At 65.1% G+C, this 15,089-nt stretch carries 14 protein-coding genes; 12 read left to right on the forward strand and 2 right to left on the reverse strand.

Going from position 1 to position 15,089, the window contains the following annotated elements; genetic code table 11:
• The first annotated feature begins 90 nt into the window (after window positions 1–90).
• The 8 genes from QUE25_RS12350 to QUE25_RS12385 all read left to right on the forward strand — a co-directional run bounded on the left by QUE25_RS12350 (window position 91) and on the right by QUE25_RS12385 (window position 7,933).
• Window positions 91–756: a hypothetical protein gene (locus QUE25_RS12350; protein ID WP_286265447.1), complete on the forward strand. Its 666-nt coding sequence runs from the start codon at window positions 91–93 to the stop codon at window positions 754–756.
• A 31-nt stretch (window positions 757–787) separates the two neighbouring features.
• Window positions 788–1,861 carry a hypothetical protein gene (locus QUE25_RS12355; RefSeq protein WP_286265448.1) on the forward strand — a complete coding sequence of 358 codons (1,074 nt, stop codon included), beginning with the start codon at window positions 788–790 and terminating at the stop codon, window positions 1,859–1,861.
• Window positions 1,862–1,866: 5 nt separating this feature from the next.
• Window positions 1,867–2,511: an ABC transporter ATP-binding protein gene (locus tag QUE25_RS12360; protein WP_286265449.1), complete on the forward strand. Its 645-nt coding sequence runs from the start codon at window positions 1,867–1,869 to the stop codon at window positions 2,509–2,511.
• A gap of 50 nt (window positions 2,512–2,561) precedes the next feature.
• The gene (locus QUE25_RS12365) at window positions 2,562–3,581 is read left to right on the forward strand and encodes a hypothetical protein (protein ID WP_286265450.1); all 1,020 of its coding nucleotides are present in this window, start codon (window positions 2,562–2,564) and stop codon (window positions 3,579–3,581) included.
• A gap of 129 nt (window positions 3,582–3,710) precedes the next feature.
• Window positions 3,711–4,175 carry an RpiB/LacA/LacB family sugar-phosphate isomerase gene (locus QUE25_RS12370; RefSeq protein ID WP_286265451.1) on the forward strand — a complete coding sequence of 155 codons (465 nt, stop codon included), beginning with the start codon at window positions 3,711–3,713 and terminating at the stop codon, window positions 4,173–4,175.
• 82 nt (window positions 4,176–4,257) lie between these two features.
• Window positions 4,258–4,677, forward strand: a complete 420-nt coding sequence (gene ndk, locus QUE25_RS12375; RefSeq protein WP_286265453.1) for a nucleoside-diphosphate kinase — start codon at window positions 4,258–4,260, stop codon at window positions 4,675–4,677.
• Entirely contained in the window at window positions 4,677–5,951 is a 1,275-nt protein-coding gene (locus tag QUE25_RS12380; RefSeq protein ID WP_286265455.1) for a CPBP family glutamic-type intramembrane protease, read from the forward strand. Before ndk ends, QUE25_RS12380 begins: the two co-directional genes overlap by 1 nt.
• Before the next feature lie 29 nt (window positions 5,952–5,980).
• Window positions 5,981–7,933 (forward strand): TIGR03960 family B12-binding radical SAM protein, encoded by a 1,953-nt coding sequence (locus QUE25_RS12385; RefSeq protein ID WP_286265457.1) that lies wholly within the window; start codon window positions 5,981–5,983, stop codon window positions 7,931–7,933.
• On the opposite strand, the gene QUE25_RS12390 is transcribed toward QUE25_RS12385, so the two are convergent.
• Complete coding sequence (locus QUE25_RS12390) at window positions 7,922–9,160, reverse strand: MFS transporter (RefSeq protein ID WP_286265459.1); 1,239 nt, start codon at window positions 9,158–9,160, stop codon at window positions 7,922–7,924. The genes QUE25_RS12385 and QUE25_RS12390 overlap by 12 nt on opposite strands.
• 32 nt (window positions 9,161–9,192) lie before the next feature.
• Between QUE25_RS12390 and QUE25_RS12395 the strand changes: the two genes are divergently transcribed.
• The 4 genes from QUE25_RS12395 to rpmA all read left to right on the forward strand — a co-directional run bounded on the left by QUE25_RS12395 (window position 9,193) and on the right by rpmA (window position 13,898).
• Entirely contained in the window at window positions 9,193–9,894 is a 702-nt protein-coding gene (locus tag QUE25_RS12395; protein WP_286265461.1) for a TIGR03936 family radical SAM-associated protein, read from the forward strand.
• A gap of 273 nt (window positions 9,895–10,167) precedes the next feature.
• Entirely contained in the window at window positions 10,168–13,137 is a 2,970-nt protein-coding gene (locus QUE25_RS12400) for an Rne/Rng family ribonuclease (RefSeq protein ID WP_286265463.1), read from the forward strand.
• 183 nt (window positions 13,138–13,320) lie between these two features.
• Window positions 13,321–13,629, forward strand: a complete 309-nt coding sequence (gene rplU, locus QUE25_RS12405) for a 50S ribosomal protein L21 (RefSeq protein ID WP_286268562.1) — start codon at window positions 13,321–13,323, stop codon at window positions 13,627–13,629.
• 11 nt (window positions 13,630–13,640) lie between these two features.
• A complete protein-coding gene (rpmA, locus tag QUE25_RS12410; RefSeq protein ID WP_286265465.1) occupies window positions 13,641–13,898 on the forward strand; it encodes a 50S ribosomal protein L27 in 258 nt (85 codons plus the stop codon).
• A 97-nt stretch (window positions 13,899–13,995) separates the two neighbouring features.
• Here rpmA and QUE25_RS12415 read toward each other — a convergent pair whose 3' ends face one another.
• Window positions 13,996–15,042: an NAD(P)-dependent alcohol dehydrogenase gene (locus tag QUE25_RS12415; RefSeq protein WP_286265467.1), complete on the reverse strand. Its 1,047-nt coding sequence runs from the start codon at window positions 15,040–15,042 to the stop codon at window positions 13,996–13,998.
• Window positions 15,043–15,089: the final 47 nt, after the last annotated feature.

The raw sequence follows: 15,089 nt of genomic DNA on the forward strand, positions 1-15,089 counted from the left end.
GAACACGGGTGCGTGCCGAGATCCCTGGTATGGCACCGGTCAGACAAGTAACGCCTTCGTGGGCGTATCAGGCTCTGGCGGGGGATACGGATGGCAACACTGCTGACTCCGCGCGGGCGGCGCAGCCTCGGGCAGCGGTCGCCGGTACGTCGCGGCTGGCGTCGTGCCGGTGCCTGCCTGCTCTTGGCTGCGGCGCTGTTTGGGTGCTCAGCTGATTCGAGCCCAGACGCTACTGCCAGCGGCGGACGACTGGCGGAAAACCTGAATGAGTTGTTTGAACGGACCCTTGCCAGGCCGGATATTCCCGAGGATGCCATCCCTGTCATCGAAAGAGCAGCCGCCTCTGGATCGATTTCTACGGCGGACTACGAGCTCGTCTTCGCTGAATATGTCGATTGTCTTGAGGCCGGTGGCGTGACCGGGCTGCCATTCACGAAGGGAATTGACGGAATCTACCGACTGGGAACTGTCAACGACGCCACGGTCACGCGCGAAAGGTTCGCCCAGGTCAGCGTGGAATGCTCGAGTACCTATCGCCTTGTCGAGACGCTCTACAACATTCAGGTGAACAATCCCGACTTGTTGGCGGATGAGAACGAGGTCGCTGTGCGGTGCCTACTCAGAGGCGGTCTTGTCGGTCCCGAGTATCACGCGAGTGACTTCGAGTCTGACCGTCGTGCAATGACCTTTCCATTCGAAGTGAGCGATCCGGTGGCACAAAGCTGTTTGTATGCGGTCGGGATCTCAATCGGCTAGACCTGCCCACACTAAGGCGGAAGGAGCGCGGGTGCCCACAAAGGCTGAACCAGGTCCGCAGCACGCCGGAGCCCGCACCAAATCGCTGACCGCCTGGGTTGTGGCGATCATCGTCGCCGTGTCTGTCGGAGTGCTTGTCGGCCTGAGGGTTTCAGGTTCGCCGCCGCGTGGGCTGGAAGCAGCGTCACCGCACACCTTCGCCCCGGTCGAATCCCAGCAGTTCGATGATGCCCGCGTGGCAGACGTGAGCTTTCTCACCGGCCCCCGGGTGGACATTCGAACAAGCATGCCGGGAGTGGTGACATTTCTAGCTAGCGAAGGCACAACGATCGACTCAGGTCAACTGCTGATGCAGGTCAATGGACAGCCTATCCTCGGATTGGCAACCCAAACCCCGCTCTACCGAGACATCGGTTTCGGGACCAGCGGGCCAGATGTGTCCGCACTCAACAATGAGCTCGTCCGGCTGGGGTTCTTGTCGGAATCTAGTGGTGACGTTTTCGATTCGGGAAGCTCCGCGGGATGGCGAAGGCTTCAATCTCATGCGGGGGTAACTGAACCAGCGGACGAAGTGTCGTTGGCACAGACAGTGTGGCTGCCCTCCGATCCTGTGTCGCTGAATGTCTGGCGTCCCGCGGTGGGCGCGTCGGTGCCCTCAGACGGTGTCATCGGCACGATCCCGGGGAAACTGATCTCTGTGACCATCCACGACGTGCAAGGCCCGGCGATGCGGCCAGGAGCACGCGTTCTGACCCTGATGGGAGCCAGCGCGTCCATTGGGGAATTCGGTGAGCTGCCAGTAACAGTTTCGGCTCCTGAGTTTCTGCGGGCAATCGAAACAAGTCCTCAATATCGCGACTACTTGGCCGCTCCAGATCAAGAAACCGTGGGTTCGTTGCGATTGGAGAGCCCGGTACCGGCGCTTCGAGTGCCCATCGGCGCAGTCTTTGATATGGACGGATCTCGCGGGTGTATCCAATCTGGCGGTGTGAGCTTCCGGGTGGAGATTCTTGCGGCGACCCTCGGTGCTGCTGTCGTTGTGCCGGACGAGCCCGCCGAACTCACTGAGGTTGACCTCGGCGACGCTACTACTGGCGGCTGCTAGCTGCTATGATCCAGCGCGATGTGCCGATGATTGAGGCTCGCAATATATCTCATTGGTATCCAGGCACCGGACATTTGTTTGAGGATCTTACCTTTCGCTTGAGGGGCGGCGAAGTCGCTGCAGTTGTTGGCCCGTCGGGCAGCGGGAAATCAACCTTGCTATCGATCCTGGAAGGCTGGGAACGCCCTCGATCTGGGGAGATCAGGCGCAATGGAGTGGCACGTAGTGGCTGGGTTTTCCAGAATCCCCACGGTATGGCCCGCAGGACCGCGTTGGATCACGTGACCTTTCCGCTACTGACCCAAGGGCTGAGTTGGGCTGCTGCGGAGTTACGAGCGCGAGATATCCTAGAAGCATTCCAGTTGACCGCGAGTGCCGAAAAGCCGTTCGCCGCACTATCTGGAGGTGAGGGGCAGCGAGTCATGCTTGCGCGCATGCTGGCATTCAATCCGCAGTTGATCCTGGTCGATGAGCCGACCGCCCAACTCGATGCTGAAATGGCCAGTACTGTGAATGGCGTACTGAGGTCGCTATCGAACGAGGGAGCAATCGTCGTCGTGGCAACGCATGACGCAGCGACGGCGGGTGTTTGTGATCGGACAATCGATTTGGGCAAGGACCGAATGTCAGTGCCCCGTGAGCCGCTATGAGAATAGGATCGATTCTTCGCTGGGCATGGCGCGACTTTGCGAGCGGACAGATGCAGGCAGTGCTTTTAATTGTGGCAGCCGCTGCCGTCTTCGGCTCCTTGGGAGCGGCCGAAGTCTTGCAGGTGACGGCCGTCAACACCGAAATGATGCACTATCGCGATACGGCGTCAAATGTGATACTTGTCACCGCGAACAAGACCGTGGATGGTGGCGCCTGCGACAGGCTTTCGGAGCTTGACTCAGTCCAAAACAGTGGCGGCCTACGGGAGCGTTCGCCGCTGGTGCTGCACGAGCTGTACGGATTGTCGGTGGCGGCGTACGACGTTTCTCCCGGGTTTGCCGAACTGATCGCGGGAAGCCCGATCACCGACTCGGGCGTGCTGATTCATGACACGCTTGCCGAGCAGCTCGGGTTGAGTGCTGGTTCACGTCTGGAGACTCCTGAAGGCCCGATCGTGATCGCTGGCACCTATGTGTGGCCTAGCGATGGACGAGATGCTCGGCTGGGATTCGCAGTTCTTGTCCCGACGCCCACGACTTCGGCGTTCGATGAGTGCTGGCTGCGAGAATGGCCGGTCTCGGAGGATTCCGGCGCATTGTTGCGTAGCACTGTGATTACTGAATCTCAAAATGCAGATGCGGCGCAGATCCGGCAGGCAAATCCGTCGAATGGAACGAATGCCGACTTCTCCGGGGAGTTTGAATCACGGATTTCGAGATTCGCTTGGGTAGGAGCAGCGGCCTTTGGCCTGTGTGTGGGGTTGTTGTGGGCGAGGCGACGGCGCGTTGAACTGTGCGACGGGCTGGCCAAGGGGCAAAGCCGGAGTGCGTTGCTGTTGCAGGTAGCCATCGAGGCCGGACTGGTCGCTGTGCCCGCTCTGGTCCTGAGCGGAGCGGCCCTCGGTATACTCTCGCGAATACACAGCGACGATAAGCAGTTCTTTCACGAGCTGTGGCTGATCGCAGCGGTTTGTCCTGCCGCGGGTTCGGTGTCGCTCATCTTGGGATCGATGCTGGGCGCCGCGAGCCTTAGACGAGCCTCAATGTATAGGTACTTCCGGGCGCGCTGAACTCCGAACCCCGACACCGGCTCGTTGCCGTGTTAGCAAACTGCGTTGGCGAGTCCAGTCGTCCGACTCATTGGTGGTGATTGACCGGTACCCGCACCAGGAGCCGAGTCGAGAAGGTAGCGTCCAGACATGCGCATTGCTCTCGCCAACGACCACGCCGGAACGGCATTGAAGAATGAGATCGCGGCCTGGCTGCAGTCGCTCGGCCACGAGGTCGTCGACTTCGGCACCTTCGACGAGCAGCCCTGTGACCTACCCGACTACGTCTATCCTGCGGCACTGGCCGTCTCACGTGGCGAATGCGAACGAGGCATCTTCGTGGACGGTGTCGGCTACGGGTCGGCGATGATCGCCAACAAGCTGCCAGGTGTCTTCGCCGCCGTCGCGCAGGACCCGTTCTGCGCCTGGCTGGCCCGCTCGCATTCGGACACCAACGTGCTGTGCATCGGCGGCAAGATCATTGGGTCGGCGCTCGCCATGGAAGTGGTTAAGTCCTGGATGTCGACCGACTGGCTGGGCACGTCCGAAGAGAAGTACGCCCGCAGGGTCGCGAAGGTCGTCGAGATCGCCGAGCGCCACGTCCGACCGCTGTGAGTCGGACCTGACGATGCGCATCAATGCGCGTGCCCGCGGCGGGCACCCGGGGCGTGCGGGAACTGGCTTGTAAAGTTCAGTCATGAGCGCAATCGATCGCACGTTAGTTCTTGTCAAGCCCGATGGAGTGGCCCGCGGACTGATCGGTCAGATCATCGCCCGCTATGAGGCCAAAGGCCTGACTATCCGGGCGCTCGAGCTGCGTCAGGCGGACGCCGCGTTGGCTGCCCAGCATTACGTCGAACACGTTGGACGCGACTACTACCCATCCCTCGAAGCCTTCATCACGTCCGGACCGCTGGTGGCGATGGTGCTGGAGGGCGAGCGGGCGATCGACGCGGTCCGGACATTGAACGGGGTCACTGACTCCGCGGTTGCGGCGCCCGGCACCATCCGCGGTGATTTCTCGTTGTACAAGAACCGCAATCTCGTGCACGCCTCGGATGCGCCGGACTCGGCCGCTCGCGAGATCGGGCTGTGGTTCCCGGCATTGGAGGTTTGATGTCTGGTACCGACTACCCGCAGAACTCCTACCCCCAGCAGGACGATCGCCCATCGCAGGGCGGCTACTCTCAGCAGCCGGGCTACGGCGCACCGATCTTTCCCCCGTCCGCCTACCAGCCACTGATGAATCAGCCGCCCGCGTTCGAGCCGTCCCTGCCCATCACACCGACTAGCTATGCGTCGTTCTGGCGGACGCCCCGCTGGCGCTGGTGGCGCCCGGTCGTCGCTCTGGCGCTCGGCGTGGTCGCCATGTTCGTCCTGGCGCTTGTCCTGTCCGCCGGCGCGATCGCCTTTGACATCTCCCGCGGCAGGCTGACGACCCAAGACCTCGCCAATCTGGGACTCGACCAGCTGACGGCCTCGGTCTTCCTGGCGAACAACCTTTCACTGGCCGCACTGATCCTGGTCGCTTTCTTCATTTCGGCGGTCATCTTCAAGCAGCGCCCGGGTTTCCTGGCCAGCGTGACCGGAAGCCTGCGTTGGGGTTGGCTGGGCAGGTGCGTGCTCATCGTGCTGCCCCTCTGGCTGATCTACATAGGCTTCGACTGGTTCTTGACCGCCGAAGCCGGTGGCTTCGACGACCTGGCCGTCAACCAGGACACCTGGCTGCTGGTCGTCGGCATCCTCATCACCACGCCGCTGCAGTCGGCTGGTGAGGAGTACGGCTTCCGCGGGGTGGTCAACCGCGCCATCGCCGGCTTCTTCCGCAACGAGAAGGCCGGCCTGGTGGCTGGGCTGATCGTCTCGTCGGGCGTGTTCATGTGGGCCCACTCGGCATCCGACCTCTGGCTGAATCTCTACTATTTCAGCTTCGGCGCGGCGTCCTGCATTCTGGTCTGGCGTACCGGTGGCCTGGAGGCCAGCATCGTCATGCATGTTGTGAACAACCTGCTCAGCGAGGCATTCCTGCCGTTCAGCGACATCAGCGGGCTGTTCGACCGGTCCTCGGGCGCCGGCGGTCCCGACGTCCTCATCGGGATGGCGGTCATCGCCGTCGCGACAGCGCTGATCATCTGGCAGGCGCGACGCCGGGGAATCGCGATCACCGCCGCCCCCGCGGCATCAATGCAAGTCCCCGCAGCGCCGATGAGCTACCCGCCGCCGGCACCGAACCCCTACCTGGCGCCGGGCTCGACGCCGGAGCCCGGCTGGGGCACCTACCCGGGCGTCCCGCAGCCGCGGTGGCCGCAGGACGTGCCACCTCAGACCGCGCCCATCGAACAAGATCCGCTGTTCAATCCGCGTCCCTGGGAATCCGGGGACCGGCCCTAGCCCGCCGGCCGGTTACCATTGCCTGCGATATGACTGCGCACACCACAGAACCGGCGTCCATCTACGGCAGCATCGAGCCCTTGCTGCCCCACGTGACCAAACCCATCCAGTACGTGGGCGGCGAGCTCAACGCCGTCACCACGCCGTGGGCTGATGCCGATGTGCACTGGGTGCTGATGTACCCGGACGCCTACGAGGTGGGCCAGCCCAACCAGGGCAACGCAATCCTCTACGAGGTGCTCAATCAGACCAGCTGGATCAGCGCCGAGCGGGTCTTCTCGGTCTGGCCCGATATGGAAGCCCTGATGCGGCAGCACAAAGTGCCGCTGGCAAGCCTGGAGACCCATCGTCCGGTGCGCGCGTTCGATGTGCTCGGTGTCAGCTTGTCGACCGAACTGGGCTACACCAACCTGCTGAACGCCCTCGACCTGGCAGGTATCCCGCTGCGCAGCGCGGACCGAACCATCGATGACCCGATCGTGGTGGTCGGCGGGCACTGCGCCTGCAATCCCGAACCGATCGCCGATTTCATCGACGTCGCGGTGCTGGGCGATGGCGAGCAGGCGGTGCTGCGGCTCAGCGAGATCGTCCGTGCCTGGCATGCTTCCGGCGACCAGGGCGGACGCCTCGGCCTGCTGCAGTCCCTCGCCGAGACCGGCATGTTCTATGTGCCGCAGTTCTACGACATCAGCTACGGCACCGACGGTGCCATCACCAAGATCTCACCGAACCGGCCCGGCGTGCCCTACCGGGTACAGCGTTGGATCCTCACCGATCTGGACGAATGGCCCTACCCCAAGGCACCGCTGGTTCCGCTGGCGGAGACCGTCCACGAACGCTATTCGGTCGAGATCTTCCGCGGCTGCACCCGCGGCTGCCGCTTCTGCCAGGCCGGCATGATCACCCGCCCGGTGCGGGAACGCAGCCTGCCGGTGATCGGCACCATGGTGGAGGCCGGGCTCGAGGCCACCGGGCTCGAAGAGGTCGGCCTGCTCAGTCTGTCGAGCGCCGATCACACCGAGATCGACCAGATCACCGAGCAGCTCGCCGAGCGCTACGACGGTACGAATGTCTCGTTGTCGCTGCCGAGCACCCGGGTGGACGCCTTCAACATCGATCTGGCCGAGAGACTCGCCCGCAACGGGCGCCGCAGCGGCCTGACGTTCGCCCCCGAAGGCGGCACCGAGCGGATGCGCGCGGTGATCAACAAGAACGTCTCCGAGGACGACCTGATCAACACCGTGACCGCGGCGTTCTCGTCCGGCTGGCGTTCGGTCAAGCTCTACTTCATGTGCGGGCTGCCCACCGAGACCGACGAGGACGTGCTCGCCATCGCCGACATGGCGCACCGGGTCATCGAGGCCGGGCGCAGGGCCGCAGGCCGTCGCGATATCGCCTGCACCATCAGCATCGGCGCGTTCGTCCCCAAGCCGCACACTCCCTTCCAGTGGGTTGCGCAGACCGATCCGGAGATCGCCAACGACCGGATGCGCCAGCTCAAACAGCGGGTACGCGACGATCGCGCCTGCGGGCGAGCCATCACGATCCGCTGGTCGGACGGCCACCCCGGCCTGATCGAGGGTCTGCTCGCCCGCGGCGACCGGCGCGTCGGCAAGGTGATCGAGGCGGTCTGGCGTGACGGCGGCATCTTCGACGGCTGGAATGAGCATTTCAACTACGAACGGTGGATCCGCTGCGCAGCGGAGCAACTGGAACCCCAAGGCGTCGATCTGGCCTGGTACACCACGCGCGAGCGTCCGGCTACCGAGGTGCTGCCGTGGGATCATCTCGACCTGGGCCTCGACCGCAATTGGCTGTGGCAGGACTACCAGGACGCGACCAAGGGCCGCGCGGTGCACGACTGCCGCTGGGACGAGTGCAACGACTGCGGCGTCTGCCCCGAGATGGGCGTCGACATCGAGATCGGCCCCAGCGGGGCAGCACTGCTGCCGCTGCGGGTCGTGCAGCGCTCACTGGCCTGAGGCGGTGGCTTCCAGCTCGTCCTCGATCGTGCCCGAACCGATCGCGATCAGCCCGCAGATCGTCAGCGGGACGAACATCAGCAGCTGGATCCAGATCGGCCACAGGAATGAGCCGGTGGCGTCCTTGAGCGCGCCCAGCAGGAACGGTCCGATGCAGGCCAGCACGTAGCCGATGCCCTGTGAGAAGCTCGACAGCGCGGCGGTGCCGGCGGGCGTGCTGGCATGCCTGCTGAACAGCACCAGGATCATCGGGAAGAACGAGCCCGCGATGGCCAGGAAGACCGGCCACAGCCAGGGCAGCACGGTCGGGTTCCAGATCAGGCCACCGTAGCCGATGCTGCCGCACACGGCCAGCGCCACTACCAGCGGGGCCGGGTTCTTCATCCGCATCGTCAGGTTCGGGATGATGAACGAGAATGGGATGCCGATGCCCGCGACGATGGCCAAGAAGTTCCCGGCCTGGATCGGCGTGAATCCTGCGCTCTGGTAGATGGACGGCAGCCAGCCGAACTGGCCGTAGGCCTGCGCGGACTGCATGCCGAAGAAGACCGCCATCATCCAGCCGAGCCGGGTGCGGGCCACCGCGGCCAGCGAGATCCGGGTGCGTGAACCCCCCGACCAATCGCGGAACCGCAGCATCGACCAGATGATCAGCGGCAGCGCGAGGGCAGTGGTGGCCACCCAGACCCAGAAGGCGCCGCGCCAGCTGCCCAGCGAGATCGCCAGGGGGGCGGTGTAGAGGCTGGCCATCGTCAGGCCGATCGACTGGCCGGTCGTGTAGAGCGAGGTGACCAGTCCGCTGCGCGCCGGGAAATGACGTTTGACCAGCGGAGGCAGTAGCACGTTGATGACGCCGATACCGGCCAGCGCCACACAGGTGGCCAGCATGAAACCGACCGTGGAGTCGCTGACATTGCGGGCGGCCTGCCCGCCGATGTTGACGATCAACGCCACCAGGATCGCCCGGTGCAGTCCGAGCAGTCCGCTGATCCGTCCGGCCAGGAATCCGAAGAGCGCGAAGCACAGCGTGGGTAGTGAGGTCAGCAGCCCGCCCATGGTCTGCGACATGCCCAGCTCGTCTTGGATCGACGGCAGGACGGGCCCGATCGCCACCGCAATCGTGCGCAGGTTGAATGACGTCACCGTCACCATCAGGGCGAGCAGCACGGACGTCTTCGAGATGCGCATGGCGCCTTTCCAGAGCCGGACCAGGTCAGCTGCGAGCATACGCGATATATCGGACATTAAGCTGTCGTGACATGGCACGTCCACAACCGCCCCAACAACCACCGCCCGTGCAGAAGCTGCGGCTCCGGCATGTGAAGCGTGGTACCGCCCGGTTCGCCAGCCACCGCGATTTCGGACGCGCCCTGGAGCGGGCGTTGCGCCGCGCGGGCATCCCGATGGCCTACTCGTCGGGGTTCTCGCCGCACCCGAGGGTCTCCTACGCGGGGGCTGCGCCGACCGGTGCCGCCAGCGAAGCCGAGTACGTCGAGTTGGGGCTGAGCGAGCGGTGCGATCCCGAGAAGGTTCGCGAGGCGCTGAACCGGGTGCTGCCACCGGGATTCGATGTCGTCACCATCGTCGAGGCCGGCGGTCGTCCGCTGCACGAACTGCTCGAGGCCTCCTGGTGGACGATCGAGTTGCCCGGAGTCGACCCGGCAGTGCTGGCGCAGCTGGCCGGCATCCTGCGCGACGCCGAGCAGGTCGAGGTGACCCGGATGACGAAGAAGGGGGAGCGGCGTTTCGACGTGCGGGCCGGCCTGATCAAGGTCTGGGCGAGCGAGGACGGCCTGGAGCTGGTGGTGCGGCACAGCGAGCCGCTGGTACGCCCCGACGATGTGGTCGCCGCGCTGCGCCTGCTGGCCCCCGATGTGCTGTCCGAGATCGATGCGCCGTTGGCCACCCGGCGGGCCCAGGGTCCCCTGATCGGCGACGAAGTTGGCGACCCGCTGGCCTGACCAGCGGCGAAACAGGGGCTGGATTGCCGAGCTGTGGCATACTAGCCGTTAGGTAATCGTGCCGCCGGCACGAGCTCCGGGATGATCCTCATCATCCAACCGCGACGCAAACTGCACCGCTGATCGAGATGGTCACGTCGAGTGCCAGTGCGAGTCCGACGCCCTACTGGGTGCGGCGACCGCGGGGATGAGAGAACCCCGGATGCACCGACAGTTTTGTACCGCGGCTTGCCGCGGTAGTGAGCCGCACCCTCGGGTGCAAGAGGAGCGTCCATGCTCGATGACACTTCAGTGAACAATGAATCCCCCGAATCGGTGATCGAAACCCCGGCTGCTGCCGAGCAGATCACGACCCCCGAACCCGCCCCCGCCGTCGCTGACGATCTGCCGCGTCCCCCCAGCGGTCGTCGCTCGAAGACCCGTCCGGCAGGTCCACCCAAGGTGAGTGAGCCGACCCCCGCCGCCGCGGCTGTCGACCCCGCGCACGAGGACGAGCAGATCAAGGTGGCCCTCAAGAAGGCCGCCCCCCACAAGGCAGCTGCCAAGAAGGCGGCGACCAAGAAGGCCGCGATCGACAAGACCACCGGCTCCGAGCGTCCCCCCCGCACCCGGCGCGCCACCAAACCCGTTGCCGAGGCCGTGGCCCCGGAGGTTGTCGAAGAGGCGGACGATCATCCGCAAGGCGAGATCCCCGATCTGACGCCGATCGAGCCGGCAGCTGGGCACCGGTCGCAGACCCGCCGCCGCAGCTCATCGCGCAGGCCGGTGCAGGCCCTGGACGAATCGCTGGCCGGCAGCGCCGACGAGATCGAGGCAGCGCTGGCCGCAGCCGAGAACGCAGCGGCCGGGCGCCGTCGGGCGAAGGCCGCCGAAGGCGAGGTCGACAAGGAGCAGATGCTCGCATCGCTGGCCGCGGCCATCGCCGGACGACCCGCGGCCGAGGCCGAAACCGCGCTCGCCGAGGCAGAAGTTGCCGCCGAGGCGGCTCTCATCGCCGCGGTCACCCATGAGCTTTCCGCCGACGATCAGTCCGAGCACGCCGACACCAAGCCCGCCGAAGCCGACGAGTCATCCGACGACAGCGAGGCGGCCACGGACGAAGCTGAGGCCTCCGACGAGGAGCAGGGGGAATCGAGCGGTTCGTCCCAGCGTCGTCGCCGTCGCCGCGGCGGTCGCCGCCGTCGCAGGTCGTCGTCGGGCGCCGGCGATGAGAGCGACGAGCACGCCGAGGACGACGCCGAGACCGAGGCAGCCGCCGTCGAAAGTGACCACCAATCCGGCGACAAGACCGACGAGGACAAGTCCGGCGAGCAGGAGGAATCCGGCGAGTCGGCCGGATCGTCCACCCGCAGGCGTCGTCGTCGCCGTCGCCGCGGCGATGACTCGTCTGAGGACAGCGACGTGGTCGTGCGGGTTCGCGAGCCGAAGCACGCCAGCAGCGATGAGGTCTCCGGGATCGAGGGGTCGACCCGGCTGGAGGCCAAGAAGCAGCGCCGCCGTGAAGGACGCGCTGCCGGACGCCACCGTGCGCCGATCCTGACCGAGGCCGAGTTCCTCGCCCGCCGCGAATCGGTGGAGCGGGTGATGATGGTTCGCCAGCGCGCCGACTACACCCAGCTCGCGGTGCTTGAGGACAACGTGCTCGTCGAGCATTACGTCGACCGCAGCACGTCCACCTCGCTGATCGGCAACATTTACCTGGGCCGCGTGCAGAACGTGCTGCCCAGCATGGAGGCCGTCTTCATCGACATCGGCCGCGGCCGCAACGCCGTGCTGTATGCCGGTGAGGTCGACTGGGACGCCTTCGACGTCAGCTCCGACAAGCGCAAGGTCGAGCAGGTCTTCAAGTCGGGCCAGCCGGTGCTCGTCCAGGTCAGCAAGGACCCGGTCGGCGCCAAGGGTGCCCGGCTGACCGGCCACATCTCGCTTCCGGGACGCTATCTGGTCTATTCGCCCGGCGGTCACCTGTCCGGGATCAGCCGCAAGCTGCCGGATTCGGAACGGCATCGCCTGAAGAAGATCCTCGACTCGGTGGTCTCCGAGGAGTCGTCGGTCATCGTCCGCACCGCCGCCGAGGGCGCCAGCGAAGATGAGCTGACCGCCGACGTCGAGCGCCTGAAGGCGCAATGGGAGACGATCCAGAAGAAGGCGAAGCAGAACACTGCGCCGCATCAGCTCTACGCGGAGCCCGATCTGACGCTGCGGATCATCCGCGACACCTTCACCGAGGACTTCAAGCATCTGTTCGTGGCCGGTAACGGCAGCGATGACGATGTCTACGAGCCCATCAAGGACTACCTCGAGCGTGTCGCGCCGCATCTGGCGCAACGGCTGGTCAAGTGGGACGCCACGCAGGGTGATCCGTTCGCGAAATTCCGTATCGATGAGCAGATCAGCAAGGCTCTGGAGCGCAAGGTCTTCTTACCCAGTGGCGGCTCGCTGGTCATCGATCGCACCGAGGCCATGACGGTCATCGACGTCAACACCGGCAAGTTCACCGGCACCGGCGGCAACCTCGAAGAGACCGTCACCCGCAACAACCTGGAGGCTGCCGAGGAGATCGTCCGGCAGCTGCGGTTGCGCGATCTGGGTGGCATCATCGTGGTCGACTTCATCGACATGGTGTTGCCGAGCAACCGCGAACTGCTGTTGCGCCGGCTGGTCGAATGCCTCGGACGCGACCGCACCCGTCATCAGGTCAGTGAGGTCACCAGCCTCGGTCTGGTGCAGATGACCCGCAAGCGCATCGGCACCGGCCTGGCAGAAGCCTTCACCGAGGTCTGTGAACAATGCGGTGGACGCGGCTACGTGCGCCACGACGAGCCCGTCGATTCGCAGGCTCCGGCCGACGGCGGCGAGCGTCACGGCGGCAAGGCATCGTCCAACGCCAGCCGCAGCAACAATCGGCGCTCGAGCAACAAGGCGAAGCCGAAGCCCGAGGAGGCCCCGGTGCCGCCGAAGGCCAAACAGGTGCAGCCGTCGGAGGAGTCCAGGCAGGCAGCCGCCAGGCTGGCCGCGGCGGCATCACGGCATCACGTCGAGCAGCCCGCGACCGCCGCAGAGCCGGTGGAAGGCGAGGCCTCCGGTTTCGACACCGATGGTGCCGGCCCGCAGAACGCCGAACTGCCCGCAGAAACCAGGCCGGGCGAACTGCTGCCGGGAGACAAACCGGCCGGTGAGTTGGAGGCCGGCGCGCCGCAGGCCGCCGATCAGCAGGATGCCGATCTGGTCCAGACGGTTTGACCGGCTGGCAGGGCACGACATAACATAGATCTTCGGTGCGTCCTCGGCCGTCATCTGTTCGGCTGGGGCACCGTAGAGCGTTGGGCGTCATGGCAGTCAGTGATGGCGGCAGGACGCTCCCAGACAGAAGAACGAAGTTCCGCCCCTGAAGGTTGGGGGCAGATGAGCGAGAGTGAGTCAGGCGTGTACGCGATCGTGCGCAGTGGCGGCCGCCAGCACAAGGTGGCCGTGGGTGACATCGTCGAGATCGACCGAGTTGCTGACGAGGTCGGTAGCAGTATCTCCCTGCAGCCGCTGATGCTGGTTGACGGCGACGACATCACCACAGATGTCGATGGTTTGGGTAAGGCTTCGGTGACTGCTGAGGTACTCGGCGAGGTCAAAGGCCCGAAGATCCACATTCTGAAATTCAAGAACAAGACCGGTTACAAGAAGCGCCAGGGGCACCGTCAGAAGTACACCCAGGTCAAAGTCACCGGAATCGAAGGCTGAGGGAGGCAGAGATGGCACACAAGAAGGGCGCGTCCAGCTCGCGCAATGGTCGTGATTCCAATGCTCAGCGCCTCGGCGTGAAGCGTTTCGGTGGCGAGCAGGTCAACGCAGGCGAGATTATCGTCCGTCAGCGTGGCACCCACTTCCATCCGGGTGAAGGTGTCGGCCGTGGTGGCGACGACACCCTCTTCGCGCTGATCGCGGGCAAGGTGCAGTACGGCACCCGCCGCGGACGCCGCGTCATCAACATTGAGCCCAGCGAGGTCTGAGCCCAAACAGCTCAGATCCCGAAGACAGCTCCCGAAGGCCTGAGGCTTTCGGGAGCTGCTGCTTGTGTGGCGGCGGATGCCGCGCCGAGCCTGCGACCTAGAAGGTCGAGGTGTCGATCACGTAGCGGTAGCGCACCTGGGAGTGCACGACCTTGTCGTAGGCAGCGGTGATGTCCTCGCCGGAGATGATCTCCACCTGCGGCACCACGCCGTTGGCCGCGCAGAAGTCCAGCACCTCCTGGGTTTCAGCGATGCCGCCGATTTGGGAGCCCGCCAGCACCTTGTTGCCACTGGTCAGGCTCGACAGCCTCAGCGTGCTCGCGTGCTCGGGCAGACCGACATCGACGAGGACGCCGCCGGGCTTCAGCAGCTTCAGCATCGCGTCCAGGTCGGCCACCGCGGCCACGGTCGAGACCATCAGGTCGAGGCTGCCGCGCAGTTCCCGCAGCCGTTCGGGCTCGCTGGTCGCGTAGTAGTCGGAGGCACCGAAGCGCAGGCCGTCGTCCTTCTTGCTCATGGTCTGGCTGATCACCACGACCTCGGCGCCCATCTTCGCCGCGATCTGGACGCCAACATGTCCAAGGCCGCCCATGCCGATGATGGCGACCTTCTTACCCGGTCCGGCACCCCACCGCTTGAGTGGTGAATAGAGCGTGATGCCTGCACACAACAGTGGCGCGGCTTTCTCGAAGGGGATCTCGTCGGGGATCCGGATGACGTAGTCCTGCTCGACGGTGATGGCCTGCGAGTATCCGCCGGCGGTCGGCTGACCGCCGCGTCCGATCGAGTTGTAGGTCCAGATCGTGTACGGCTTGGCGGTGCAGAACTGCTCGTGACCGGCCTTGCACTGCTCGCATTCGCGGCAGGAGTCGACGAAGCAGCCGATGCCCACCTTGTCGCCGACCGTGAACTTGGTGACCTGATCGCCGATCTTCGTGACGATGCCGACGATCTCGTGGCCGGGCACCAGCGGGTAGATCGCCGGCCCCCACTCGGCGCGAGCGGTGTGAATGTCGGAGTGGCAGATTCCGGCGTACTTGATCTCGAAGTAGACCTCGGTGGGCCCGGGCTCCCGGCGGGTGATCGTGGTGCGGTGAAACTCGGCATTGTGGTCGTCGGTGGCATAGGCGAGTACCTCGGGCATCTTTGCTCCTCAGCGTCGGGACCGTTTGCTCGAGTCTAGTGATCCCT

Source organism: Brooklawnia propionicigenes (genome assembly GCF_030297015.1).
GTDB lineage: Bacteria > Actinomycetota > Actinomycetes > Propionibacteriales > Propionibacteriaceae > Brooklawnia > Brooklawnia propionicigenes.